This window comes from Solimonas fluminis, assembly GCF_002930645.1.
Lineage (GTDB): Bacteria > Pseudomonadota > Gammaproteobacteria > Nevskiales > Nevskiaceae > Solimonas_A > Solimonas_A fluminis.
The window spans coordinates 165,551-190,202 of sequence record NZ_PSNW01000004.1 but is presented as its reverse complement, the minus strand read 5'-3'; the positions used below and the strand labels follow the sequence as shown (position 1 = coordinate 190,202).

Annotated in this window: 27 protein-coding genes; 19 read left to right on the top strand and 8 right to left on the bottom strand. The window is 68.6% G+C overall.

Going from position 1 to position 24,652, the window contains the following annotated elements; all coding sequences use genetic code 11:
• Positions 1–125: 125 nt before the first annotated feature.
• From C3942_RS09355 to C3942_RS09340, 4 genes are all read left to right on the top strand, one after another.
• Positions 126–755 (top strand): Crp/Fnr family transcriptional regulator, encoded by a 630-nt coding sequence (locus C3942_RS09355; RefSeq protein ID WP_165797392.1) that lies wholly within the window; start codon positions 126–128, stop codon positions 753–755.
• Between the two features lie 229 nt (positions 756–984).
• Positions 985–1,482, top strand: a complete 498-nt coding sequence (locus C3942_RS09350; RefSeq protein WP_104230113.1) for an SRPBCC family protein — start codon at positions 985–987, stop codon at positions 1,480–1,482.
• A gap of 47 nt (positions 1,483–1,529) precedes the next feature.
• The gene (locus tag C3942_RS09345; RefSeq protein WP_104230271.1) at positions 1,530–2,828 is read left to right on the top strand and encodes an acyl-CoA dehydrogenase family protein; all 1,299 of its coding nucleotides are present in this window, start codon (positions 1,530–1,532) and stop codon (positions 2,826–2,828) included.
• 10 nt (positions 2,829–2,838) lie between these two features.
• Complete coding sequence (locus tag C3942_RS09340; RefSeq protein WP_104230112.1) at positions 2,839–4,047, top strand: acyl-CoA dehydrogenase family protein; 1,209 nt, start codon at positions 2,839–2,841, stop codon at positions 4,045–4,047.
• 416 nt (positions 4,048–4,463) lie between these two features.
• On the opposite strand, the gene hisD is transcribed toward C3942_RS09340, so the two are convergent.
• From hisD to C3942_RS09310, 6 genes are read right to left on the bottom strand one after another with little or no spacing between them, the layout of a single operon-like run.
• Positions 4,464–5,759 (bottom strand): histidinol dehydrogenase, encoded by a 1,296-nt coding sequence (gene hisD / locus C3942_RS09335; RefSeq protein WP_104230111.1) that lies wholly within the window; start codon positions 5,757–5,759, stop codon positions 4,464–4,466.
• Positions 5,756–6,385 (bottom strand): ATP phosphoribosyltransferase, encoded by a 630-nt coding sequence (hisG, locus tag C3942_RS09330; protein WP_104230110.1) that lies wholly within the window; start codon positions 6,383–6,385, stop codon positions 5,756–5,758. The genes hisD and hisG overlap by 4 nt, the downstream gene beginning before the upstream one ends.
• A gap of 5 nt (positions 6,386–6,390) precedes the next feature.
• Positions 6,391–7,647 carry a UDP-N-acetylglucosamine 1-carboxyvinyltransferase gene (gene murA, locus C3942_RS09325; RefSeq protein WP_104230109.1) on the bottom strand — a complete coding sequence of 419 codons (1,257 nt, stop codon included), beginning with the start codon at positions 7,645–7,647 and terminating at the stop codon, positions 6,391–6,393.
• Entirely contained in the window at positions 7,647–7,865 is a 219-nt protein-coding gene (locus C3942_RS09320; RefSeq protein WP_104230270.1) for a BolA family protein, read from the bottom strand. The genes murA and C3942_RS09320 overlap by 1 nt, the downstream gene beginning before the upstream one ends.
• Before the next feature lie 10 nt (positions 7,866–7,875).
• On the bottom strand, positions 7,876–8,643 hold the full coding sequence (locus tag C3942_RS09315; RefSeq protein WP_104230108.1) for an ABC transporter permease: 768 nt from the start codon (positions 8,641–8,643) through the stop codon (positions 7,876–7,878).
• Complete coding sequence (locus C3942_RS09310) at positions 8,640–9,551, bottom strand: ABC transporter ATP-binding protein (protein ID WP_104230107.1); 912 nt, start codon at positions 9,549–9,551, stop codon at positions 8,640–8,642. The genes C3942_RS09315 and C3942_RS09310 overlap by 4 nt, the downstream gene beginning before the upstream one ends.
• Positions 9,552–9,610: 59 nt before the next feature.
• Here C3942_RS09310 and C3942_RS09305 point away from each other — a divergent pair, with 59 nt between their 5' ends.
• Genes C3942_RS09305 through C3942_RS09295 form a run of 3 tightly spaced genes read left to right on the top strand, consistent with a single transcriptional unit; the run spans position 9,611 to position 11,933 of the window.
• Positions 9,611–10,126, top strand: a complete 516-nt coding sequence (locus C3942_RS09305) for a hypothetical protein (RefSeq protein ID WP_104230106.1) — start codon at positions 9,611–9,613, stop codon at positions 10,124–10,126.
• On the top strand, positions 10,123–11,526 hold the full coding sequence (locus C3942_RS09300) for a cryptochrome/photolyase family protein (RefSeq protein ID WP_104230105.1): 1,404 nt from the start codon (positions 10,123–10,125) through the stop codon (positions 11,524–11,526). Before C3942_RS09305 ends, C3942_RS09300 begins: the two co-directional genes overlap by 4 nt.
• Positions 11,523–11,933 carry a hypothetical protein gene (locus tag C3942_RS09295; protein ID WP_104230104.1) on the top strand — a complete coding sequence of 137 codons (411 nt, stop codon included), beginning with the start codon at positions 11,523–11,525 and terminating at the stop codon, positions 11,931–11,933. The genes C3942_RS09300 and C3942_RS09295 overlap by 4 nt, the downstream gene beginning before the upstream one ends.
• 100 nt (positions 11,934–12,033) lie before the next feature.
• On the opposite strand, the gene C3942_RS09290 is transcribed toward C3942_RS09295, so the two are convergent.
• Positions 12,034–13,092, bottom strand: a complete 1,059-nt coding sequence (locus tag C3942_RS09290) for an AraC family transcriptional regulator (RefSeq protein ID WP_165797391.1) — start codon at positions 13,090–13,092, stop codon at positions 12,034–12,036.
• A gap of 33 nt (positions 13,093–13,125) precedes the next feature.
• On the opposite strand from C3942_RS09290, the gene C3942_RS09285 reads away from it, so the two are divergent.
• The 4 genes from C3942_RS09285 to C3942_RS09270 are packed head-to-tail and all read left to right on the top strand — an operon-like array spanning position 13,126 to position 17,800.
• Positions 13,126–13,974 (top strand): sterol desaturase family protein, encoded by an 849-nt coding sequence (locus tag C3942_RS09285; RefSeq protein WP_104230102.1) that lies wholly within the window; start codon positions 13,126–13,128, stop codon positions 13,972–13,974.
• A gap of 1 nt (position 13,975) precedes the next feature.
• Positions 13,976–14,599 carry a hypothetical protein gene (locus C3942_RS09280; RefSeq protein ID WP_104230101.1) on the top strand — a complete coding sequence of 208 codons (624 nt, stop codon included), beginning with the start codon at positions 13,976–13,978 and terminating at the stop codon, positions 14,597–14,599.
• Positions 14,560–16,446, top strand: coding sequence for a DUF1302 domain-containing protein (locus C3942_RS09275; RefSeq protein WP_104230100.1), 1,887 nt, complete (start codon positions 14,560–14,562; stop codon positions 16,444–16,446). Before C3942_RS09280 ends, C3942_RS09275 begins: the two co-directional genes overlap by 40 nt.
• A 10-nt stretch (positions 16,447–16,456) precedes the next feature.
• Positions 16,457–17,800, top strand: a complete 1,344-nt coding sequence (locus C3942_RS09270; protein WP_104230099.1) for a DUF1329 domain-containing protein — start codon at positions 16,457–16,459, stop codon at positions 17,798–17,800.
• 153 nt (positions 17,801–17,953) lie between these two features.
• Here C3942_RS09270 and C3942_RS09265 read toward each other — a convergent pair whose 3' ends face one another.
• Positions 17,954–18,679 (bottom strand): SIR2 family NAD-dependent protein deacylase, encoded by a 726-nt coding sequence (locus C3942_RS09265; RefSeq protein WP_104230098.1) that lies wholly within the window; start codon positions 18,677–18,679, stop codon positions 17,954–17,956.
• Between the two features lie 26 nt (positions 18,680–18,705).
• Here C3942_RS09265 and C3942_RS09260 point away from each other — a divergent pair, with 26 nt between their 5' ends.
• From C3942_RS09260 to C3942_RS09225, 8 genes are all read left to right on the top strand, one after another.
• Positions 18,706–19,677 carry a KpsF/GutQ family sugar-phosphate isomerase gene (locus C3942_RS09260; protein WP_104230097.1) on the top strand — a complete coding sequence of 324 codons (972 nt, stop codon included), beginning with the start codon at positions 18,706–18,708 and terminating at the stop codon, positions 19,675–19,677.
• A 53-nt stretch (positions 19,678–19,730) separates the two neighbouring features.
• Positions 19,731–20,189 carry a KdsC family phosphatase gene (locus C3942_RS09255; protein WP_243393560.1) on the top strand — a complete coding sequence of 153 codons (459 nt, stop codon included), beginning with the start codon at positions 19,731–19,733 and terminating at the stop codon, positions 20,187–20,189.
• Positions 20,189–20,752, top strand: a complete 564-nt coding sequence (gene lptC / locus C3942_RS09250) for an LPS export ABC transporter periplasmic protein LptC (protein WP_104230095.1) — start codon at positions 20,189–20,191, stop codon at positions 20,750–20,752. The genes C3942_RS09255 and lptC overlap by 1 nt, the downstream gene beginning before the upstream one ends.
• Positions 20,730–21,329: a lipopolysaccharide transport periplasmic protein LptA gene (gene lptA, locus C3942_RS09245; protein ID WP_165797390.1), complete on the top strand. Its 600-nt coding sequence runs from the start codon at positions 20,730–20,732 to the stop codon at positions 21,327–21,329. Before lptC ends, lptA begins: the two co-directional genes overlap by 23 nt.
• 11 nt (positions 21,330–21,340) lie before the next feature.
• Positions 21,341–22,060, top strand: coding sequence for an LPS export ABC transporter ATP-binding protein (gene lptB, locus C3942_RS09240; protein WP_104230269.1), 720 nt, complete (start codon positions 21,341–21,343; stop codon positions 22,058–22,060).
• Between the two features lie 196 nt (positions 22,061–22,256).
• Positions 22,257–23,726 (top strand): RNA polymerase factor sigma-54, encoded by a 1,470-nt coding sequence (locus C3942_RS09235; RefSeq protein WP_104230093.1) that lies wholly within the window; start codon positions 22,257–22,259, stop codon positions 23,724–23,726.
• Between the two features lie 32 nt (positions 23,727–23,758).
• A complete protein-coding gene (gene hpf, locus C3942_RS09230) occupies positions 23,759–24,082 on the top strand; it encodes a ribosome hibernation-promoting factor, HPF/YfiA family (RefSeq protein ID WP_104230092.1) in 324 nt (107 codons plus the stop codon).
• A 110-nt stretch (positions 24,083–24,192) separates the two neighbouring features.
• Positions 24,193–24,651 carry a PTS sugar transporter subunit IIA gene (locus C3942_RS09225; RefSeq protein ID WP_104230091.1) on the top strand — a complete coding sequence of 153 codons (459 nt, stop codon included), beginning with the start codon at positions 24,193–24,195 and terminating at the stop codon, positions 24,649–24,651.
• The last annotated feature ends 1 nt before the right edge of the window (position 24,652 follow it).

The following is a 24,652-nucleotide window of genomic DNA, read 5'->3' as shown; positions in this document are numbered from 1 at the left end:
GTGCGAAAATCTGTCAAAGCTTTGACAGAATCGGGCCCTGGCCCGTTTCTCCCCGCACGAAAATGTCACTTACCGAAGTTGCCGCGCTGTTTCCCAGCCACTGGTTCCAGGAGATGCCTGGGACCGTGGCGCAGCAGCTCCTGGCGCTGGGGCAGCACCGGAGGCTGAAGGCCGGGGAGTACCTGTACCGCACCGGGGAGATGGCAGAGGGCTTTTACCGCGTCGAGCGCGGTCGCCTGCGCCTGGGAGCGGAATTCGCCCTGCGCGAGTACACCATCGCCTACATCGGCCCGGGCGACTGGTGGGGCGAAGTGCCCCTGCTCGATGGCCTGCCGCACGCTTCCGACGCGCAGGCGGTCAGCGATTGCGAGCTGCTGCTGGTGCCCAAACGCAAGCTGGAAGATCTGCTGGAGCAGCAGCCGGTGCTTTACAAGCACTTCGCGCGCCGCCTGGCCTTCGCCATGCGCCTGTCGGTTTCCTACTACGGCGACCTGGCGGCGTTGCCGCTGCCGGCACGCCTGGCCAAGCGCCTGCTGGAACTCGCCGCCCAGTACGGCGAACCGGACGGCGAGGGCGTGCGCATCGGCCTGCGCCTGCCCCAGCAGTTGCTGGCCGACATGATGGCCACCTCGCGCCAGAGCGTGAGCAAGGAACTGAAGGCCTGGGAAACGCAGGGCTGGATCGCGATGAAGTACAGCACCATGATCCTGCGGCAGCCCGACGCCCTGCGAAGGCTGCTGCGGAGCGGGGCGTAGCCCCTTCGCGCGGTACGGCCGCTCGCGCCGCGGCAGCGGCGAAAACACCAACGGCTGGCATCCTCGATGTGCCCGCGCGCCCGGCAGCGGGGCCCCTGGGGACGGCTGATGCTGCACTGCAATAGAAACCAAGATTGGCTAGCGCGCCATGCGGCACCCCTCCGCAGGCCAAGGTCAGCAGGGTGCCGGCGCGTGCAATCTAGGGGCTCATCATCGACCCGTTGCGACCATGAAAGTCGGAATCCAGATCAAGCGTGGCCTCAACGTGCCGGCGCCCTACGAACAACTGCTGCCGCTGCTGAAGGACGTGGAGGGCACCATCCGCCGCTTCCCGCGCCTGCGCAAGCTGACCAGGCTGCGCAAGAAGAACAGCTATCTCTGGGAGATGAAGTCGATCGGCTCGCGCATCGTCAACATCGCGCACGAGGTCAGCTACGCCGCGCAGTACGACATCGACACCGAGAAAGGCGAGATCCGCTGGACCGCGATTCCCAAGCATGGCAATGCCACGCTGGAAGGACGCTTCCGCCTGAAAGACCTCGGCGGCCAGACGCGCCTGATCGTGGAGATGCAGGGCGAACTGCGCGACGTGCCGGTGCCGCTGATGTACCGCCTGGTGGCGCCGCCCTTCATCCAGGGGCGCTTCATCTACCTGGTCGACAACTTCCTGCAGCGCACCGGCGAGGCCGTCGTCGGCCGCCCCCTGCCGGGCGCCGACAGCGTCTAGACGCTTTTTACCCACGACAAACGAACATGACCGCCACCCAGAACCTGATGGGCTTCGGGCTGAAGATCCTCAATCGCCTCGGCGGTTCGCCGATGCTGGACGATCCCAAGCTGCGCAAGGCCGCCACCGCCGTGATCCGCGGCGCCACTTCCACCGGCTTCCGCCTGATCGGCACCGTCAGCCGCCAGTTCAAGAGCGCGCCGCGTCCCAGCAAGGCCCTGCGCCCCGGTGCCGCGGGCGGGGACCTGTTCGACCTCACGCCCACCGACGAGCAGCAGATGATCCGCGACACCGTCGCGGGCTTCGCGGCCGAGCAGCTGCGTCCGGCCGCGCAGGCGGCGGATACCGCCTGCGGAACCCCGAAGGAACTGCTCGCCGCGGCGGCGGAACTGGGCATCGGCTCCATGCAGGTGCCGGAACAGCTCGGCGGCGCCGCCGGCAGCGAGCGTTCCGTGGTCACCAACGCGCTGATCGCCGAATCGCTGGCCCACGGCGACCTGGGCATGGCGGTAGCCTGCCTCGCCCCGGTGGGCGTGGCGGTGGCCCTGGCCGAATGGGGCACCGCCCAGCAGCAGGCCACCTACCTGCCGGCCTTCACCGACGAGAAGGCGCCGGTCTCGGCCATCGCCGTGCTGGAGCCGCGCCCGCTGTTCGATCCCTTCAAGCTGTCCACCGCGGCCAAGCGCACCGATGCCGGCGGCTACGTGCTGAGCGGCGAGAAGTCGCTGGTGCCGATGGCGGCCAGCGCCGAGCTGTTCCTGGTCGCCGCCAGCACCCCGCACGGCCCGGCACTGTTCATCGTCGAGTCCAGCGCCAAGGGCATCCACATCACCGCGGAGCCGGCCATGGGCCTGCGCGCCGCCTCCACCGCGCGCGTGCGCTTCGACAACGTGCAACTCAGCGCCCAGGCGCTGCTGGGAGCCGGCGAAGGCGATTTTTCCTACGAGAACTTCATCGCCCGCAGCCGCCTGGCCTGGTGCGCGCTGTCGGTCGGCACCGCCCAGGCGGCGCTGGACTACCTGATCCCCTACTGCAACGAGCGCGTGGCCTTCGGCGAGCCGATCAGCCACCGCCAAGCCGTGGCCTTCAACATTTCCAACATCGCCATCGAGGCCGAGGGCATGCGCCTGCTGACCTGGCGCGCCGCCGCGCTGGCCGCGGCCGGCAAGCCCTTCGTGCAGCAGGCCGCGCTGGCGCGCCGCCTCTGTGCCGACAAGGGTGCCGTGATCGGCGCCGACGCGGTGCAGCTGCTGGGCGGCCACGGCTTCGTCAAGGAGCATCCGGTGGAGCGCTGGTACCGCGACCTGCGCGCGGTGGGAATCATGGAAGGCGGCCTGCTGCTCTGAGAACCCGGCAATGATCAATCTCGAAAACCCCAAGAAGTTCCGCGGCCTGGTGTCCCAGGCCCAGCAGGTGGCCCGCGAAATCTTCCGGCCCAACTCGCGCAAGTACGATCTCGCCGAGCACGAGTACCCCAAGGAGCTGGACATCCTCGGCGCCCTGCTCGATGGCATGAATGCCAGCGGCGCCGGCGAGGGTGCCGGCGCGGCCGGCGTGCGCCGCGACGCCGTGCAGGACCAGGGCAACCGCAACAGCAGCAACATGTCCACCGCGCTGGGCACCATGGAACTGTGCTGGGGCGACGTCGGCTTCCTGCTGACCATGCCGCGCCAGGGCCTGGGCAACTCCGCCATCGCCTCCGTGGCCAACGACGAGCAGCTCAAGCGCTTCGCCGGCCGCTGGGCCGCCATGGCCATCACCGAGCCGCACTGCGGCTCGGACTCCGCCGCTATCCGCACCACGGCGACCAGGGACGGCGACTACTACGTGCTCAACGGCGACAAGATCTTCGTCACCAGCGGCGACCGTGCCGACCTGGTGGTGGTCTGGGCCACGCTGGACCGCAACATCGGCCGCGCCGCGGTGAAGTCCTTCGTGGTCGAGAAGGGCACCCCGGGGTTGGAGCTGGTGCGGCTCGAGCACAAGCTGGGCATCCGCGCCTCCGATACCGTGCAATTCGCCCTGCGCGACTGCCGCGTGCACAAGGACAACCTGCTGGGCGACCCCGAGATCAACGTCGAGAAGGGCTTTGCCGGGGTCATGCAGACCTTCGACAACACCCGCCCCCTGGTGGCGGCCATGGCCGTCGGCCTGGCCCGCGCCTGCCTCGAAGAGACGAGGAAAATCCTCGAAACGGGGGGTATCGTCGTGGACTATAACCGGCCGGCGTCCGTCCAGACCGCCGCCGCGGCGCAGTTCATGGCAATGGAGGCCGATTACGAGGCCGCCCGCCTGCTGACGCTGCAGGCAGCCTGGATGGCCGACAACCGCAAGCCGAATTCCCTGCAGGCCTCCATGGCGAAAGCCAAGGCCGGCAGAAGCTGCGTGGACATCGCGCTCAAGTGCGTGGAGCTCTGCGGCAGCCTGGGATACGGCGAGGGCGAACTGCTGGAGAAGTGGGCGCGCGACTCGAAGATCCTCGACATCTTCGAGGGCACGCAGCAGATCCAGCTGCTGATCATCGCGCGGCGCCTGCTGGGCAAGACATCGGCGGAGCTGAAGTAGCAGCTCTGCCACCGAGGCACTGGGAGGCTCTCCTCGTCGAGTCCTCCTTTACCTGGCGGGCCGGGATGACCGGTCCGCCTTTTTTTATTCCTGCCCGGGAATTCCAACCAAACCGTTCACATCGAGTAGCGCCGCGAAGCGTCGCCTATCGGGATGCGCAGGGGCGTGCCTCGATACGCACGCTCACGAGGCTACTCGGCAAGAACGGGTGGGGGAACCCTTCAGCCCGCAGCCGTTTGCCGCAGGCAAGCCGGGATCGTCGTCGCCGCCATCGTCCCGGCTTCGCTTCGCGAAACCGGGCTGCGACTTTCATGTCCGAAACCGGTAACGGGTGTGGGAGCTGCTAGCCGCGAAAGCCGATCATCATGTGGGTTGACCTTCGCGGCTAGCACCCACTCCTACAGCAAGACGTTTTTCTAGCCGCGGTCCCGCGCGCTCTGCGCGTGCGCCTGCAGGCCTTCCGCATCGGCAATCCGCCCCGCGATCCTCGCCAGCGGCTTGGCGCCTTCCGGCGTGCAGTCGATCAGGCTGCTGCGCTTCTGGAACTCGTAGACGCCCAGCGGGTTGGAGAAGCGGGCGGCGCGCGAGGTCGGCAGCACGTGGTTGGGGCCGGCGCAGTAGTCGCCGAAGGATTCCGGCGCGTGGCGGCCGAGGAATACCGCGCCGGCGTGGCGGATCTTCTTCAGCAGCTCGCGCGGTTCGGCCACCGACAGTTCCAGGTGCTCGGGGGCGATGCGGTTGGATACCGCCGCGGCTTCGGCCAGGTCGCGCACGGCGATTAGCGCGCCGCGGTCGCGGATCGAGCTGCGCACGATCTTCTCGCGCGGCAGCTCCTTCACGCGCTCTTCCATGGCCTGGGCCACGCGGTCCAGGTAGTCGCGGTCCGGCGAGATCAGGATGGCCTCGGAGTCCTCGCCATGCTCGGCCTGCGAGAACAGGTCCATCGCGATCCAGCGCGGATCGGTGAGGCCGTCGCCGATCACGACGATCTCGGAGGGGCCGGCGATGGAGTCGATGCCGACCTGGCCGAAGACGATGCGCTTGGCGGCCGCGACATACGCGTTGCCGGGACCGACGATCTTGTCCATGGCGGGAATCGTCGCGGTGCCGTAGGCCAGTGCGGCCACGGCCTGTGCGCCGCCGACGGTGAACACGCGATCCACGCCGGCCAGGTGCGCGGCGCCCAGCACGGCGTCGTTGAGTTCGCCGCCCGGCGCCGGCACCACCATGATGACCTCGCCGACGCCGGCGACCTTGGCCGGGATGGCGTTCATCAGCACGGAGGAGGGGTAGGCGGCCTTGCCGCCCGGCACGTAGAGGCCGGCGCGGTCCAGCGGCGTCACCATCTGGCCCATGCGGTTGCCGTGGGCGTCGGTGTACTCGAAGGGGGCGATGCGCTGGTGCTCGGCATAGGCGCGGATGCGCGCGGCGGCTTCTTCCAGGGCCGCGCGCAGGTCGGCGGGCAGGGCTTCCCAACCCTGGCGCAGGCGGTCCTTGCCGATCTCCAGCTCCGCGATACTGGCGGCGCTGCGACGATCGAAGCGGTTGGTCAGTTCCAGCACGGCGTCGTCGCCGCGCGCGCGCACGTCGGCCACGATCTTCTCGACCGCGGCCAGCACGGCGCCGTCCTGTTCGGGCGCACGGTCCAGCAGGCGGCCCAGCGCGGCGTCGAAGCCGGCGTCGCGGGTATCGAGGCGATTGATCTCGATCACGGCCCGCTCACCTTGGCGATGCGCTCCAGCAGGTCCTGGATCGCGGCGTGCTTCATCTTCATCGCGGCCTTGTTGACCACGATGCGCGAGCTGACCTGGCAGATGATCTCGGTCTCTTCCATGCCGTTGGCCTTCAGCGTCTTGCCGGTGGCCACCAGGTCCACGATCACGTCGGACAGTCCCACCAGCGGCGCCAGTTCCATGGAGCCGTAGAGCTTGATGATCTCCACCTGCTCGCCCTTGGCGGCGAAGTGGCGGCGGGCGATCTCGGGGTACTTGGTGGCCACGCGCAGGCGGCGCGTGCCGTTGCCGGGCTTGTGGCCCACGCGGGCGGCCACGCTCAGGCGGCAGCGGGCGATGTTGAGGTCCAGCGGCTCGTAGAGCGCGTCGCTGCCGTTCTCCATCAGCACGTCCTTGCCGGTGATGCCCATGTCGGCGGCGCCGTACTCGACATAGGTCGGCACGTCGGTGGGACGGATGATCAGGAAGGAGACGTTCTTGTCGCGCGAGGGCACGCGCAGCAGGCGGTCGATGTCGCCGGCCGGCTCCAGGCCCAGCTTGGCCAGCAGCGGCAGCGATTCTTCCAGGATGCGGCCCTTCGAGAGGGCAATGGTGATCTGGCTCATCTGAGTCACTTGATGCGGGTGATGCGCCCGCCCAGCTGGGCGAGCTTGTCCTCGATGTGCTCATAGCCGCGATCGAGGTGGTAGATGCGGTCGACCACGGACTGCCCCTGGGCGGCCAGCGCGGCCACCACCAGCGCCGCGGAGGCGCGCAGGTCGGTCGCCATCACCGGCGCGCCGGTCAGCGATTCCTTGCCGGTGATGATCGCGGTATGGCCTTCCAGCTTGATGCTGGCGCCCATGCGCTGCAGCTCCGCCGCATGCTGGAAGCGGTTCTCGAAGATCGACTCGGTGATGACGCCGGTGCCCTCCGCCAGGCAGTTCAGCGCCATGAACTGGGCCTGCATGTCGGTGGGGAAGCCCGGGTGCGGATGGGTGATGACGGTCACCGCCCGGGCGCGGCGGCCCTGCATGTCCACCTCGATGAAGTCCTCGCCGGTGCGCACGTAGGCGCCGGCCTGCTGCAGCTTCACCAGCACGGCGTCGAGCAGGTTGGGATCGGTATGCGTCACGCGCACCTGGCCGCGCGTCATCGCGGCGCCGGCCAGGAAGGTGCCGGTCTCGATGCGGTCCGGCAGGATCGTGTGCTCGGCCGGTTTCAGGTCCTTGACGCCCTGGATCACGATGGTGGTGGTGCCGGCGCCCTTGATCCTGGCGCCCATGGCGGTCAGGCAGCGGGCCAGGTCCACCACCTCGGGTTCGCGGGCGGCGTTCTCCAGCACGGTCTCGCCGTCGGCCAGCACGGCCGCCATCATCAGGTTCTCGGTGCCGGTGACGGTCACGGTGTCGAACATGATGCGGGCGCCCTTGAGCTTCGACGCCTTGGCATAGATGAAGCCGCCTTCCACGCGGATCTCCGCGCCCATGGCCTCCAGGCCCATCAGGTGCAGGTTCACCGGGCGTGCGCCGATGGCGCAGCCGCCGGGCAGCGAGACCTGGGCCTCGCCGCGGCGCGCCACCAGCGGGCCGAGCACCAGGATCGACGCGCGCATGGTCTTGACCAGCTCGTAGGGCGCGATGTGCGTGGTGATGGGCCGGGCGTTGACGGTGACGCTGTTCGTGCCCTCCGGCGAGACCTCCACGCCCATCTGCTTGAGCAGCTTGTAGGTGGTCTTGATGTCCTGCAGCGCCGGCACGTTGTGCAGCGTCAGCGGTTCGTCGCTGAGCAGCGCGGCGCAGAGGATCGGCAGCGCGGCGTTCTTGGCGCCGGAGGCGCGCACCTCGCCCTTCAGGCAGGCGCCGCCTTCGATCAGCAGCTTGTCCATCAGGCGGCCCTCGTCTTGAGCTGCAGCGCGTGGATCTCGCGGCCCATGCGCTCGCCCAGCGTGGCGTAGACCATGCGGTGCTGCGCCAGCGGCAGCTTGCCGGCGAACTCGGCGCAGATCACGTCGGCCTCGAAATGCGTGCCGTCCTCGCCTCGCACGGTCACCTGAGCGCCGGGCAGCCCGGCTTCGATCAGCGCTTTGATTGTTTCTTTGGTCATCATGGGGCGTTCACTTCTTGAGCTTGTAGCCGGTCATCAGCATCCACAGGCACACCGCGGAGGCCACCAGGAAGAATCCCAGGCTCCACAGCAGGCTTTGCAGCAGGGGGACGTCCGCTTGGCCGAAGAAGCCGTAGCGGAAGCCGTCGATCATGTAGAAGAAGGGGTTCAGGTGCGAGGCCTGGTACCAGAAGGCCGGCAGTGCGTGCACCGAGTAGAACACGCCCGACAGGAAGCTCAGCGGCGTGATGAAGAAGTTGGTGAAGGCGGCGATGTGGTCGAACTTCTGCGACACGATGCCGGCGATCAGGCCCAGCACTGCCAAGCTCGCCGAGGACAGCAGGAACATCGCCAGCAGGGCCAGCGGTTCCCGGATCGGCAGCTGCACGAAGGGAATCGTCACCAGCAGCATCGCCGCGGCCACCAGCGTGGTGCGCACCAGCGCCGCCGTGACGTAGGCGCCGAACCATTCCCAGGGACCCAGCGGCGCCATCTGCAGGAACACCAGGTTGCCCATCACCTTGGACTGGATCAGGGAGGACGAGGTGTTGGCGAAGGCGTTCTGGATCACGGTCATCATGATCAGGCCGGGCAGCAGGAATTCGGTGTAACTGACACCCGGATACACCGAGGCGCGGCCCTGCATCGCCTGCGCGAACACCAGCAGGTAGAGCAGTGCGGTGATGACGGGCGCGGTGACGGTCTGGCCGAGCACCGACCAGAACCTCATGACCTCCTTCTTCAGCAAGGTCTGGAAGCCGATCTGGTCCGGGCTCATGCGTCGTCTCCGCCGGTCAGCTCCACGAAGATGTCCTCCAGGTCGGGGTCGCGGGTGTGCACGTCCTCGATCGCCACGCCGGCCAGGCGCAGCGTCTCCAGCACCGAGGCAATGGGATGCCTGGCCGTTTCCAGCTTCAGTTCCACCGAGCCGTTGGGTTCTCCCGACACCAGGGCGCGCAGGCTCTCCGGCAGCACCGCGCCGGCCGCCAGCTTGAGCCGCAGGAAGCGGAAGGGGTGGCGCGCCAGCAACTGCTGCGTGGTCTCGATCACCTGCACCTGCCCGTGGTCGAGGATGGCGATGCGCTCGCAGAGCTCCTGCGCCTCTTCCAGGTAGTGGGTGGTCAGCACCACGGTGGTGCCCTTGCGGTGCAGGTCGGTCATGAAGGACCAGAGCGTGCGGCGCAGTTCCACGTCCACGCCCGCAGTGGGCTCGTCCAGGATCACCACCGGCGGCTTGTGCACCAGGGCCTGGGCCACCAGCACGCGGCGCTTCATGCCGCCGGAGAGGGCGCGCATCGGCGAGCCGGCCTTGTCGGCCAGGTCCAGGCGCTCCAGCATCTCGTCGATCCAGGGCCAGGATTCCTTGCCGCAGCCGTAGTAGCCGGCCTGGATGCGCAGCATGTCGCGCACCTTGAAGAAGGGGTCGAAGACCAGTTCCTGCGGCACTACGCCGAGCTTGCGGCGGGCGGCGCGGAAATCGGACACCGTGTCGTGGCCCATCACCGCCACCGTACCGGCATCGGCGCCGACCAGGCCGGCGATGATGCTGATCAGCGTGGACTTGCCGGCGCCGTTGGGGCCCAGCAGGCCAAAGAATTCCCCTTGGCGGATCGAGAAATCGATTCCGCGCAGGGCCTGGAGCGGGCCATAGGACTTACGGACGCCGGAAATGGCGACCGCGGGCATGGGGGAGGAGGACATAGACGCTCATTATACTGCCCACCTCCCATCCGCCGTCTTTCGCCATGCCGACGCTGACCGTCGACCAGCTGCACTGCCTGCAGGACACCCCCGAATGGACCCCGGACGAGGTCTACCTGCTGCTGGCCGTGGCCGGCCGGGCCGGGCGCTGCCGCCTGCGGGCCTTCACCCTGTCCGCCCCCGACTGGCAGGGCCTGCGGCCGGGCCAGCGCCGTCCCGGCCGGCTGGAAGTGGACCCGGACTGGGGCCCGGACAGCCTGGTGCTGGCCGCCCTGCTGGAACGCGACGGCGAGGAGGATTTCGCCCCCGGTCCGCGGCTGGACCATGTTCTGGAATCCCTGGACAGTGTCCGGCGCCTGTTCGCCAGCCTGCAGGACCAGCCCCGGGTGTTCCTGGCCGCCCAGCTGCTGTCGGAAATGGACTTGGCGGTGTGCCGGGCGCTGGGCGATGACCTGTCCCTGGGGCCGGCCCAGCTGGTGGAAGTCCGCCCCGGTGAGCCGACAGAAGTGACTTTTGCCGCCGCCGGCGGCCGTTACCGCCTCCGTTTTGCCCTGCCATGAACACTGCCATCCTGTGGTTCCGCCGTGACCTGCGGCTGGCCGACAACCCCGCCCTGCACCTGGCCCTGCGCGAAGCCGAAAGGCTGATCCCGGTCTTCATCTGGTCGCCGGAGGAGGAGGGGGAGTGGGCGCCCGGCGGGGCCTCCCGCTGGTGGCTGCACCACAGCCTGGCCGACCTGGCCGGGGAGCTGGCGAAGCGCGGCTGCCCCCTGGTGATCCGCCGCGGCGACAGCCTGGCCGAACTGCGCCGGCTGGCCAGGGAAACCGGCGCCGGCGGGGTCTTCTGGAACCGCCTCTACGAGCCGGCCGCCATCGCCCGCGACACCCGCATCAAGGAAGCCTTGCGGGAAGATGGCCTGGAAGCCCAGAGCGCCAATAGCGCCCTGCTGATCGAGCCCTGGCAGATCCGGACCGGTGGCGGCGATCCCTACCGGGTCTTCACCCCCTACTGGAAGGCGGCCCAGGCCCTGCTGCCGGCCGGCCGCCTGGAGCCGGTGCCCGCCGCGCTGGTGCCGGCCGCGGAACCGCCGCAAAGCCTGCCGCTTGAGGCCCTGGAACTGCTGCCCCGGATCGCCTGGGCCGCGGCGTTTCCGGGCCGCTGGCAGCCCGGTGCTGGCGGCGCCCGCCAGCGCCTGGAGCGCTTCGCCGAGGACGTCGTGCTGGACTACTCCGCCCGGCGCGACCAGCCGGCGCAGGATGCGACCTCCGGCCTGTCGCCGCACCTGCACTTCGGTGATATCGGCCCGCGTCAAGTGCTGATGCGGATGCAGCGCGCCCTGGCCGAGGACCGCGGCAGCGGCCGCATCGCCACCACCGACCACTTCCTGCGCGAGATCGGCTGGCGCGAATTCGCCCACCACCTGCTGTTCCACTTTCCCAGGACGCCGACGGAACCGCTGTACGACAAGTTCGCCGCCTTTCCCTGGCGCAAGCCCAAGGACTACGCCGCCGACCTCGCCGCCTGGCAGCGCGGCCGCACCGGTGTCCCCATCGTCGATGCCGGCATGCGCGAGCTGTGGACCACCGGCATCATGCACAACCGTGTGCGCATGATCGTCGCCTCCTTCCTGACCAAGAACCTCCTGATCCCCTGGCAGGAGGGCGCGAAGTGGTTCTGGGACACGCTGGTGGACGCCGACCTGGCCAACAACACCCTGGGCTGGCAATGGACCGCCGGCTGTGGCGCGGACGCTGCGCCCTACTTCCGCGTGTTCAATCCGGTGCTGCAGTCGCAGAAGTTCGATCCGCAGGGTGAATACCTGCGGCGCTGGCTGCCGGAACTGGCGGCGCTGCCGACGGATCGCCTGCACATGCCGGGCGCGCAGCGGCCCGCGATCGTGGACCTGGCGGAAACGCGGCAGCGCGCGCTGGATGCCTATGCCCGCATCAAGGGCGCATGAGCACCGATCTGCGTTCGGTTCCGGGCACGGTGCTGCGCCTGCGCTGCCAGGCCTGCGGTGCCGTGTTCCCGCATTTCCAGTTTTCCGGCGAGCGCGAGACGGCAAGCGGCGGCCTGTTTTCCGCCAGCAGCGGCAAGACGGACGAGGTGTTCGTGTTCGAGGCGACGCCGGAAGAGTGGAAGGATCTCGACCGCGCCGGAGCAGCGCTGGCCGAGCAGCGCATCGCCCGGGAGACGAGCCGTGATGACCTGCGGGTGATCCGGCTGCTGCGCATCGAGTCGGCACTCAGTGCCGGTCGGGAGATGAGCCTGGCGCAGTTCAAGGCGGCGTATCGGCCGCCGGTGATGCTGTATTCCTGTGCGTGCTGCGAGGCCGGAGAGGCCCGCGCCATCGAGAGTCTCACCTGACGATGGCCCTGGACCCGTCGTAAGGTGAGCGGCGCGGTGCGCGGACCGTTCATGTTTCGACAGGCTCGGCACGAACGGCCGGGAAAACTCTAGGGGTGGCTCAGCCCCCGCCACATTCCCGATACTGCCCCGGCGGCAACCCCGTCCAGCGCTTGAACGCCCGCTGGAAGGAGCTCTGCTCCGAGAAGCCCAGCAGGAACGCGATCTCCGGCAGGTTCAGGCGCGGATCGGCGATGTACTTCAGTGCCTGCCGCCGCCGCACGTCATCGACCAGGTCCTTGTAGCTGGTGCCGGCCTGGGACAGGCGGCGCTGCAGCGTGCGCGGCTGCACCTTGAGCTGCGCGGCCACCAGTTCGATCTCCGGCACGCCGTCGGCGAGTTGCTTCGCAATGGTTTCGCGGATTTCCTGGGTCAGTTCCGCTTCGCCCTGCACCCGCTGCGCCAGCAGCATCTCGGCGTGGCGGTCCATCAGGGCGCGCATCTCGGGGTTCTTGTCGCGCAACGGCAGCTTCAGCAGGCCGGGCTCGAAGGCCACGGCGGTATAGGGCTGACCGAAGCGCAGCGGGCAGCGGAACAGGCGCTGGTGCTCCGCGAGGTCGGTCGGGGCGGGGTGCTCGAACTGCACCTCCACCGGATCGCGGCCCGGTGCGCCGAGCATCCAGCGCGCGAAGGCGACCCAGCTCGCCACGTGCTCCTCGCCGACGTGGCGCGAGCCGCGCGCCATGGCCGAATGCCAGCGTAGCTCGCAGCGGTCGCCGCCCTGCACCAGCTCCGAACGGCCGGACTTGCCGACCAGGTCCTGGTAGCGGAGCTGCCGCAGCAGGGATTCGCCCAGGGTCTCGCAGCTCATCATGACGTAGCCCAGCACGCCGTACTTGCCGGGCCGCACCAGTTCGCCGACATGCAGGCCCAACTGCGGGTCGCCGCTGAGGCGCTCGGCCTCCGCCCACAGGCGCACGTAGGTGTCCGCGGAGATCGTGCGTGCCGGCTGGTCCAGCGCCGCCTCGTCCAGGCCGGCCAGCGCCAGCAGGGCAGCGATGTCGAGCTGCCGGGTGCGCAGGTGGTCGATCAGCCCGCGGGCATAGGCGACGAAGACGAGCTGCGGTTCAGTGCCCGCGAGGCTGTCGCCTGAAGACAATGTGCTCGTGCCTGCGGTCAATACGCCTCCCCTGGTTCGCGGCACCATGGCGTCATGGAACACTTGGTGCTCTATGCCATTCCCGCCTTCCTCGCGCTGGTCGCGATGGAGGCGGCGTGGCTGATCCGTCGCGGGCAAGCCTACGATGGGCCGGACGCCATTGCCAGCCTCGCGATGGGCGTCGGCAACGTCTTCATCAGCCTGCTGTGCAAGCTGTTCTGGGTGGCGGTGTACGTGGCGCTCTACGAGCACCGGCCGTGGGACATCGACATGGGCGCCATCTGGGCCTGGCCGCTGCTGATCCTCGGGCATGACTTCTGCTTCTACTGGTACCACCGCTTCAGCCACCGCGTGCGCGCCGGCTGGGCGGCGCACGTCAACCACCATTCCAGCCAGGCCTTCAACCTGACCACGGCACTGCGCCAGTCCTGGACCACGCCGCTGTATTCCTATGGCTTCTTCATGCCGCTGGCGCTGGCCGGCTACAGCCCGGCGCACGTGATCACGGCCGGCGCCATCAGCCTGATCTACCAGTTCTGGATCCACACCGAGGCCATCGGCCGACTCGGGCCGCTGGAATGGGTCCTCAACACGCCCTCGCACCACCGCGTGCACCATGGCGCCAACCCCCAGTACATCGACCGCAACTACGGCGGCATCTTCATCGTCTGGGACCGTCTGTTCGGGACCTTCGAGCCGGAAGGGGAGAAGGTGCGCTACGGCCTGACGCACAACGTCGGAAGCCACCACCCGCTGCGCATCGCCTTCCACGACTGGCAGGCGCTGTGGCAGGAGATGCGCACGGCGCCGACGCTGCGCGAGGCGCTGCGCCGGCCCTGGTTGCCGCCGGACTTCGGCAAGGAGGCCCCGCCCCCCGATGCCGCTGCGGCGAGGGTGCCCTGAGATGCAACTCGAAACCGTGATCTCCGATGCCGCGCTCTGCGCCGCCGCGCTGGCGGCAATGGCGCTGGCGCGTTCGCGGCCCTTGGCCGTGGCCGGCTTCGCGGTGATCGCGCTGGCGGCGGCGGCGGGCAGCCTGCGCTACGGCCCGGTGCCGGCCCTGCAGCCGTGGCACCAGGGCCTGTCCTTCCTGGCCGGGACGCTCGGCCTGCCGCTGGTCTTGCTGGCCTATGCCGGCCTGGGCGCGCGCCGCGCGGCGCCAGCGGTCGGCGCACTGCTGCTGTTCAGCGCCGCCGCCTGGATACAGCCCCAGGCCCGCCTGCTGGTGGGGTTGGCCACGCTGCTGGGCTGGGCGCTGCTGCTGTGGCGCGAGCGGCGTCTGCCGCCGCTGGTTGTGCCGATCGGGCTGGGGATCGTCGCCACCCTGGCCGCGGGTGCTTTCGCGCCGCGGGGGCGGTGGCCGCAGGTCGATTCCATGCACTATGCACTGGCTCTGGCACAGCTCGGCTTCGGTGCGGCACTGCGGCGGCGTGAGATGATGGACAACACAACGGCGCTGCCCAGGCAGGTGGCGTCCACGGGGGAGTCATGCGCAAACCGTCCAAGCGCCGCGCCGCCTGCGCCCTGATCGCGGCGGCGACCGCCGCCGCGCCGGCGCAGGCCTACGAGGCCAGGTTCGGCGACGCCACGCTGCAGGTCGACACGCTGCTGACAGCGGGCGTGGCGGTGCGCGTGCAGGATCGCGACCCCGGCTTGGTGAGCCGCGGCAACGGCGGCACCGGGCTATCGTCGAACATCGACGACGGCAACCTCAACTACGACCGCGGCGATATCAGCTATGCACCGATCCAGTTCAACCAGGACCTGAACCTGAACTGGGGCGACGCCGGCGCCTTCCTGCGGGTCTACGGCTACTACGATCCGGTCAACGCGGAATTCGACGAGGCTGCTCTCAACGGCCGCCGCCGTGGGGATAACGTGGTAGAAGCCTATGCCGCCGACCTGCGGCTGCTCGACTGGTACGGCTATGCCAACTTCGAAGTGGCGGAGATGCCGCTCACGGTGCGCCTGGGCAACCAGGTGATCAGCTGGGGTGAAAGCACCTTCATCCAGTTCGGCATCAACTCGGTCAACACCTACGACCTGACCAAGCTGCGCTACCCCGGCTCGGAGCTGAAGAACGTGTTCGTGCCGGTGCCGCTGGCCTATGCGCAGCTCGGCATCACCGACGAGATCAGCCTGGAAGCCTTCTACCAGCTCGGCAACGAGAAGGTGGTGGCCGATCCGCAGGGCAGCCTGTTCGGCCAGGTGGATGGCCTGTCGATCGGCGGCGAGTTCCTGATCCTGGAGAGCGCCTTCTTCGAGCAGAACGACCTGCCCGACGGCTACCGGATCTTCCGCCGCCCGGACAGGGACGCGCGTGCCGACGGGCAGTTCGGCTTCGCGCTGACCCGCATCGTGCCGGACTGGAACAGCATGGAGTTCGGCCTGTTCTTCATGAACATCCACTCCAGCCTGCCGCTGACCAGCGGCTATGCGCTGAGCGAGGCCCAGTGGCAGCAGTACAACGAGATCGGCGCCACGGGCCTGCAGGACCCGACCGGCCTGACCGGCGTGCTGCTGGTGCGCGGACTGCTGGAGCCGCAGTCGCTGACGCCGGGTCAGGTGGAGAAGCTGCGCGGTATCCATGGCGTCGGCGGCTACCGCCTGGAGTATCCGGAGGACATCCAGGTCACCGGCATCAGCTTCAACACCGACACGCCGCTGGGCGTGGCCCTGCAGGGCGAGTTCAGCTGGCGCCACGGACAGCCCTTCCAGATCGATGACTACGAGCTGGTCTACCACGGCCTGGCGCCGGTGGCGCAGCTCGCCGGGCCGGTGGGCGGCACGGCTTTCTCGATGTTCTTCCCCGACAATCAGCTCGGCCAGGACGTGGCGCCCGGCAGCTACTTCCAGGGCTGGCGCCGCATGGACATGCTGCAATGGCAGCTCACCGGCACCTACCTCTGGGGGCCGGACAACCCCTTCTTCGCCGACCAGTGGACGATCCTGCTGGAAGTCGGCGCCACCCGGATCCTGGACATGCCGGGCAAGGACGAGCTGCGTTTCGAGGGGCCGGGCACCTTCCAGAAGGGCGGCACCGAGGGCGTGTCCAACGACTACTACTCCGAGGACTTCGGCTGGGGCTACCGCTTGCTGACATTCCTCAACTACTCCAACTTCCTCGGCAGCAGCTGGAACTTCAGCCCGACGCTGACCTTCTTCCACGACGTCAACGGCACGCCGGCGGGCCCCGCGCGCTCCTTCATCGAGGACAGCATGCAGGCGCAGCTGTCGCTGCGCTTCGACTATCTGGGCCGCTGGGCCTTCGATCTCAGCTACATCAGCTTCTTCGGTGTCGGCCCCGACTACCGCAACACCAACCTGATCCACGACCGCGACTCCGCGGCGTTCAGCGTCAAGTACGCGTTCTGAGGTGTCCCGCATGAAAGCCATCACGCTTGCCGCATTGTCCCTCGCGCTGCTGTCGCCGCCGCTGCTGGCCAAGGTTTCGCCGCAGGAGGCAGACCGCCTGGGCAAGGACCTGACGCCGATGGGCGCGCAGCGCGCCGGCAATGCCGACGGCAGCATCCCGGAGTGGACCGGCGGCCTGGTGCAGAAGCCCATCGACCCGCAGAAGGGCTATGCCGACCCCTATGCCGCCGACAAGCCGCTGTTCACGATCAGCTCGGCCAACTACCTGCAGCACAAGGCCCGCCTGACCGCGGGCCAGCTCGACAGCTTCCGCCGCTACAAGACCTACACGATGAAGGTCTATCCCACGCGGCGCAGCGCGGCCTACCCACAGGGCGTCTACGAGGCGGTGAAGAAGAACGCCCTGCGCGCCACGCTGGAGGGCACCGACTCGCTGCATGACGCGGTCACCGGGCCGGCCTTCCCGATACCGAAGACCGGCGCCGAGGCGATCTGGAACCACAAGACCAAGTACGTGGCGCCGGCGCTGGAGGGCTACTACAACGCCGCCGTCGTCACCCGCAGCGGCGACTTCGAGGTCACGCGCGTGCTGCGCTACGTCAAGCTCAAGTACAACCAGATCGGCATCGAGCCGGCGGACCTGAAGGACAATATCTTCCTGTACTACCTCACCTACGTGCTGTCGCCGCCGAGGCTGGCCGGCAACATCGTGCTGGTGCACCAGACCATCGACCAGCTGCGCGAGCCGAACATGGCCTGGTCCTACAACCCGGGCCAGCGCCGCGTGCGCCGCGCGCCGGAACTGGGTTACGACAACCCGACGCTGGCCACCGACTCGCTCGGTACCCACGACCAGATCGACATCTACAACGGCGCCATCGACCGCTACGACTGGAAGCTGATGGGCAAGCGCGAGATCTACATCCCCTACAACAGCTACGCGCTGGAGGCCCGCGGCCTGCCGCCGAAGGACGTGATCCGCCCGGCGCATCTCAACCAGGACCTGGCGCGCTACGAATTGCACCGCGTCTGGGTGGTGGAGGCCTCGGTGCGCGAGGGCACCTCGCACCTCTACAAGCGCCGGACCTTCTACCTGGACGAGGACAGCTGGTACATCAGCTATGTCGACTGCTACGACCAGCGCGACCAGCTCTGGCGTGTGCAGGAGGGACACCTGATGACGGCCTACGACCTGCCTGCGGTGGTGGCGGCGGTGGAGGCGGGCTACGACTTCGTCAACGGTCGCTACGTGGTGGGCGGCCTCGACAACCTGGAGAAGCCGACCAACTACCGCTGGCAGGGCGAGGACGGCTTCTTCACGCCGGCGGCGATGCGCAGGAGCGGGCTGCGATAGTCCTGCTGTTCCCCTCTGCCTGTGGGAGAGGGGGTTGGGGGTGAGGGACTCGGCCGGAGATCGGACACCGCAGGGTCGGCAGGCGCGTCCCTCAGCCGCCGCTGTCGCGCCGGCCTCTCCCGGAGGCAGAGGCAAGAAGCCTTGGGGATCCGGTCACCCGGGCAGCGGAAACGCCGCCGGAATCAGCTCCCCGGCCTTGCCCCGCAGCCGGTGCCGGTAGAGCGGGCTGGCCTCGTTGTCCTCGGGGTTGATCTCCACCATCAGGGCGCCGCTCTCCTGTGCCAGCCGGGCGAAGCCCGCCGCCGGCCAGACCACGCCCGAAGTGCCCACGGACACGAACAGCCCGCAGCCGGCCACCAGCCGGCGCGCCGTGTCGAACACGGCCTCGTTGACCATGTCCTCGAACCAGGTGATGTCCGGCCGCAACCAAGCGCCGCAGTCCGGGCAGCGGCGGTGGCGGTAGGGACCGGCGTCCAGGTCCTGCCGCAGGCCGTGGCGCGGGCAGCGCTGGCGCCACAGCGAGCCGTGCAGCTCGGCGTCCACCCGGATGCCGGCCCGCTGCAGCAGGCCGTCGATGTTCTGGGTCACCACCCGGACCTGGGGAAACGCCGCCTGCAGCCGCGCCAGGTGGCGATGCCCGGCATGGGGCGGGCATCGCAGGACATGTGTCCTGCGGACCTCGTGGAAATCCAGCACCCGCGCCGGGTCGCGCTCGAAGGCGCGCTGGCAGGCGTAGTCCTCGTAGTTGTATTGCGCCCAGATGCCCCCATGTCCCCGGTAGGTCGGCACCCCGGATTCGGCCGACAGCCCGGCTCCGGTGAAGAACAGGATGGAGCCGAAGGCAGCCGGATCGAAGGTCGGGATCACAGGTTCCGTCATGGTTGTCAGCTTATACTTACGCCCCTATGGATGCCGAAAAACTCAAAGCCATGGGCCGGCGCGCACTGGAAATCGAGCGCGACGCCCTCAGTGCCCTCCTGCCTCGCGTCGATGACGCCTTTGCGGCGGCCTGCCGCCTGATGCTGGGCTGCACCGGCCGCATCGTCGTGACCGGCATGGGCAAGTCCGGCCATATCGGCGGCAAGCTGGCGGCCACCCTGGCCAGCACCGGTACGCCGGCCTTCTACGTGCACCCGGGCGAGGCCAGCCATGGCGACCTGGGCATGATCACCCGCCAGGACGTGGTCCTGGCGATCAGCTATTCCGGCGAGACCGGCGAGATCGTCACGATCCTGCCCTTGATCAAGCGCCTGGGCGTGCCGCTGGTCTCCATGACCGGCAAGCCCGGCTCCACGCTGGCCAAGGCCTCCAACGTCCATCTGGACGTGTCGGTGGCCCAGGAAGCCTGCCCGCTGAACCTGGCCCCCACCTCCAGCACCACGGCCACCCTGGCCATGGGCGACGCCCTGGCGGTGGCCCTGCTGGAAGCCCGCGGCTTCACGCCGGAGGACTTCGCCATGTCGCACCCCGGCGGCTCGCTGGGGCGGCGCCTGCTGCTGAAGATCGCCGACGTCATGCACGGCGGCGCCGAGCTGCCCAAGGTGGGCCCCGACGCCCTGCTGACCGAGGCCCTGCTGGAGATGACCCGCAAGGGCCTGGGCGTGACCGCCATCGTCGGCCCGGACGATCGCGTCCTGGGCGTCTACACCGACGGCGACCTGCGCCGCACGCTGGACAAGGGCATCGACGTGCGCAGCGCGAAGATCCGCGAGGTGATGACCGCCGGCGGCAAGTCGGTGCGCGCCGATCAGCTCGCCGCCGAGGCGGTGCAGATGATGGAGAAGCACAAGATCACCGCCCTGCTGGTGCTGGACGAGGCCGGCCGGCTGGAAGGCATCGTGCACATGCAGGACCTGCTGCGCGCGGGGGTGGTGTGATGGCGGCCCTGCCTTCAGCCGAAGTTCAGCGGCGCGCGGCCAAGATCCGCTGCGTGTTCCTCGATATCGACGGCGTCCTCACTGACGGCAAGCTCTACATCGGCCCCAACAGCGAGGAAACCAAGACCAACTACGTGCGCGACGGCTACGGCATCAAGCTGGCGCTCAAGCTCGGCCTGCAGGTCGCGGTGATCAGCGGCCGGCCTTCCGAGTCCATGCGCCGCCGCCTGGAGTGGCTGGGCGTGAAGCACATCGCCCTGGATACCGAGGACAAGGAGCCGGCCTACCTGCGCATGTGCGCGGAGATGGGGCTGAGCGACGAACAGTGCGCCCACGTCGGTGACGACGTTCCGGACCTGCCGCTGTTCAGGCGCGTGGGCCTGGCCTGCACCGTGGCCGACGCCCACCCCAAGGCCCTGGCCCTGGCCCACTGGACCAGCCGCTACAGCGGCGGCCATGGCGCGGTGCGCGAGGCGATCGACCTGGTGCTGGAAGCGCAGGGCCGGATCTGATGGCGCGCGGCTCCCTGTTCCTGGGCGTGGCGGCGGTGCTGGCGGGCCTGGCAGCGCTGACCATGCTGCGCGGCTTCCAGCCGGCGGGCACGGAGCAGGCGGACGGCGGCGAGGCGCCGCCGCGCTACCAGCTCGAGGGCGTGGAATGGACGCGCCTGGATGCGCAGGGCCAGCCGCTGATCCTGGCGACGGCGGCCGCCGCGCAGTACTACGACGACCGCTCGGCCCGCTTCGAGACGCTGCGGGTGCAGCGCCTGGGCGAGGGCGGACCCTGGAACCTGCAATCGCCCAGCGGGCGCATGCCGGCCGGCGAGCAGCGTATCCGGCTGGACAAGCCGGTGGAGATGGTCGGCCGCATGAAGAGCGGCGAAAACGTGCGCGTGGATACCGATTCCCTGTGGGTGGACCTGGAGCGCAAGGAGATCGCCACGGAAGACCGCGTGCGCCTGAGCGGCGACAACCGCGCCGCGCGGGCCCGAGGCCTGCGCGCCGACTGGAGCGGGACACGGGTGCAGCTGCTCAATGAAGTCGAGGTGGATTATGTTCCGCAGCCCCGCGGCTAAGGCGGCCCTGGTACTGATGCTGGGCCTGGCCGCGGGCCTGGCGTCGGCGCAGCAGAAGCGCGAGACGGCGGTGGATGCACTGCGTCCCACCGGCCCGGTCACGGTCACGGCCGACCGCGCCGAATGGGAACAGAACGGCGCGATGATCTACAGCGGCAACGTGCAGCTCAGCTCCGACACGCTCCGCCTCAAGGGCGACCGGCTGGAACTGCGCCAGCTGGCGGACGGACAGTTCACCGCCAGCGTCACCGGCAAGCCGGCGCGGCTGGATCACCCCGGGCTCAAGGAAAAGAACGGCCAGGCCGGCCCTCCGGTCAGCGCCGAGGCGCGCACGCTCAACTACGACAGCCGCACCAGCATGGTGGACATCCTCGGCAACGCGCACCTGACGCGCGGCAAGGACCAGATCGACGGCGACAATATCGGCTACGATGCCGCCGCCCGCCGTATCAAGGCGGCCGGCGGCGAGGGCGGCCAGGTCAAGATCGTGATCCAGCCGCCGCCCAAGGCGGCCCCCGCCAGCGGCGGACCCAAGGCCCCGCCGCCGCCTGCCGCCGAAACCGGAGCCCAGCCGTGAGCGCCTCCTCCGTGCTGAGCGCGCACCACCTGGTCAAGCGCTACAAGAAGCGCACCGTGGTGCGCGACGTTTCGGTCAACGTGCGGGCCGGCGAGATCGTGGGCCTGCTTGGCCCCAATGGCGCCGGCAAGACCACCTCGTTCTACATGATCGTGGGGCTGGTGGCCGCCGACGGCGGCCGTATCGAGCTGGACGGCGAGGACCTGACCCGCTCTCCCATGCATACCCGCGCTCGGCGCGGCATCGGCTACCTGCCGCAGGAGGCCAGCGTGTTCCGCAAGCTGACCGTGGCGGAGAACATCCTAGCGATCCTGGAAACGCGCGAGGACCTGGACAAGGCCGGCCGCCAGCGGGAGCTGGAGCGGCTGCTCGGGGAACTGCATATCGCGCATATCCGTGACGGCGAAGGACAGTCCCTGTCCGGCGGCGAGCGCCGCCGCGTCGAGATCGCCCGCGCGCTGGCGGCCAATCCGCGTTTCATCCTGCTCGACGAACCCTTCGCCGGCGTGGATCCGATCGCGGTGGGTGATATCCAGCATATCGTCCACCACCTCAAGCAGCGCGGCATCGGCGTACTGATCACCGATCACAACGTGCGCGAGACGCTGTCGCTCTGCGAGCGTGCCTACATCCTTGCGGAGGGCGCGGTGATCGCCGAGGGTGCCCCGGCGACGCTGCTGGAGAACGAAACGGTGCGCCGGGTGTACCTCGGCGAGCAGTTCAAGCTGTAAGCTTGCAGGAGCCGCAGCGCCCTGGCGCGACGGCTTCCGGCCGGGACTCTTCCCGGCCTCCGGCGGCAAGACCCGCCCGCTGGGGCTCCTGCGGAGCCCTCCCATTCCAAGGACGGAATGCATCAAAAGTGAAGCAACTTTCGTACCGTTTCAGGCGTAGAATGAGAGACATGATTCACGCCGCAGCTTTCTCCGCATGAAGACCTCCCTGGGCCTCCGGCTGGGGCAGTCCCTGACCATGACCCCGGCACTGCAGCAGGCGATCAAGCTGCTGCAACTGTCCAGCCTCGACCTGCAGCAGGAGATCCAGCAGGTGCTGGAATCCAACGTCATGCTGGAGATGGACGCCGACGCGCCGGCGGAACCCGAGGCCGAGGCCTCGGCGGGCGAGGCCGACGAGGCTTCCGGCGCTCCCGAGGTGGCGGCGGTGGAGGTCAGCAGTGACGCCGATATCCCCCAGGAAATGCCGGTGGATGCCGACTGGGGCGACGTCTACGACGGCGCCGGCACCGGCAGCACGTCCGGCAAGAGCGGCGACGACGATGACCTGCAGGACTACCTCCAGGCCAACCTCCACGGCCAGGCCAGCCTGCGCGACCACCTCAACTGGCAGGCCGGGCTGGCGCCGTTCACGCCCACCGAATCCGAGATCGCCGCCCACCTGATCGACGCCATCAACGACGACGGCTACCTGGAGAACTGGGAGGATATCGCCCAGCGCCTGCAGGAGGCCCTGGGCGTGAGCTACGACCAGGTCGATACGGTCCTCAAGACCGTGCAGGAGTTCGACCCCAACGGCGTGGCGGCCCGCGACCTGGCCGAGTGCCTGCGCCTGCAGCTGCTGCAGTTTCCGGCGCGCGAGCCGGGCATCCAGGCCGCGCTGACCCTGGTGGACCACCATATCGGCCTGCTGGCCCGCAAGGACCCGGCGCTGATCGCCAAGGGCAGCGGCCTGCCGCAGCCCCAGGTGGAGCTGGCCCTGGCGCTGATCCAGTCGCTGCAGCCGCACCCGGGGCGGCCCTTCCAGGCACACGAATCCGATTACGTGGCCCCGGACGTGTTCGTGGCCAAGAAGGAGGGGCGCTGGAAGGTCTCGCTGAACCCCGAGCACGCCCCCCGGCTGCGCATCAACGGGTTCTACCAATCCATGATTCGCCGCGCGGACAGTTCCCGCGACCAGCTCACCCTGAAGCAGCATTTGCAGGAAGCCCGCTATTTCATCAATAGCTTGGAAGCGCGCAACGAGACGCTTTTGCGCGTCGCACAATGCATAGTTGAAGAACAGCGCGCTTTTCTGGAATATGGGGAGGAAGCGATGAGGCCCCTCGTCCTGAGGGACATCGCCGAACAGCTCGGGATCCATGAATCGACGGTTTCACGCGCAACCGCGAACAAGTACATGCTCACGCCACGTGGGCTTTACGAGCTCAAGTTCTTCTTTTCCAGCCATGTGCAGACCACCCAGGGCGGGGTCTGCTCCGCCACCGCGATCCAGGCCATGATCAAGCGACTGATCACCGCCGAGGACCCGGCACGCCCGCTGTCCGACTCCACGCTGTCGGAAATGCTTCTGAAGGAAGGCATACAAGTTGCACGCAGAACCGTAGCGAAGTACCGCGAGGGTCTCGGCATCCCGCCCTCGCACGAGCGCAAACCGCCGTCCTGAAGGCAGGACGGTCTACCAGAGGAGCGTTTTAGATGAACCTGAACATTTCTGGTCACCACGTCGAAGTCACCCCGCCGCTGCGCGAATACGTACTGGCGAAGCTCAAGCGGGTGGAACGCCACTTCGATCATCTGATCAGCGCGGAAGTGATCCTCACGGTAGACAAGCTCCAGCAGAAGGCGGAAGCCACGGTCCATGCCAGCGGGGCCAACCTGCATGCCGAGGCGGTCAACGGCGACATGTACGCCGCCATCGATCTGCTGATGGACAAGCTCGACCAGCAGACCCGCAAGCACAAGGAAAAGCTGCGCAACCACCATCACAAGGACGCCATCAAGCGCATGACGCTGCAGTAGGCCGTCCTTCGTCCGGACGCATCAGCCCGCCCGCGGTGCCGATGCGGTAAAGTGAGGGCCGTTCCCACGCGGGTGGGGACGGCCCTTTTGTTTGAATGCATAATCAGACCATGAAACTCGCCGATATCCTGTCCGTGGACCGCGTCAGCAGCGGACATACGTTCACCAGCAAGAAGAAGGCACTGGAAGAGCTGAGCAAGCTGCTGTCCAAGGGGGCTCCGGACGTGGGCAGCGGCGATATCCTCAACAGCCTGTCGGCGCGCGAGAAGCTCGGCAGCACCGGCCTGGGACATGGCGTGGCCATCCCGCACGGCCGCATGCCGGGCGTCAACGAGAGTGTCGGCGCCTTCATGCGCCTCAAGCACCCGCTGGACTACGAAGCGCATGACGGCAACGGCGTGGACCTGGTGTTTGGCCTGCTGGTGCCGCAGAACGCCACCGAGGCGCACCTGAAGCACCTGGCTGCCATCGCCGAGATGTTCTCCGACGAAAACTTCTGCCGCGCGGCCCGCGAGGCCGCCGACGACCAGGCCCTGCACGCGCTGCTGGCCAACTTCAAGCCGGCGTGAC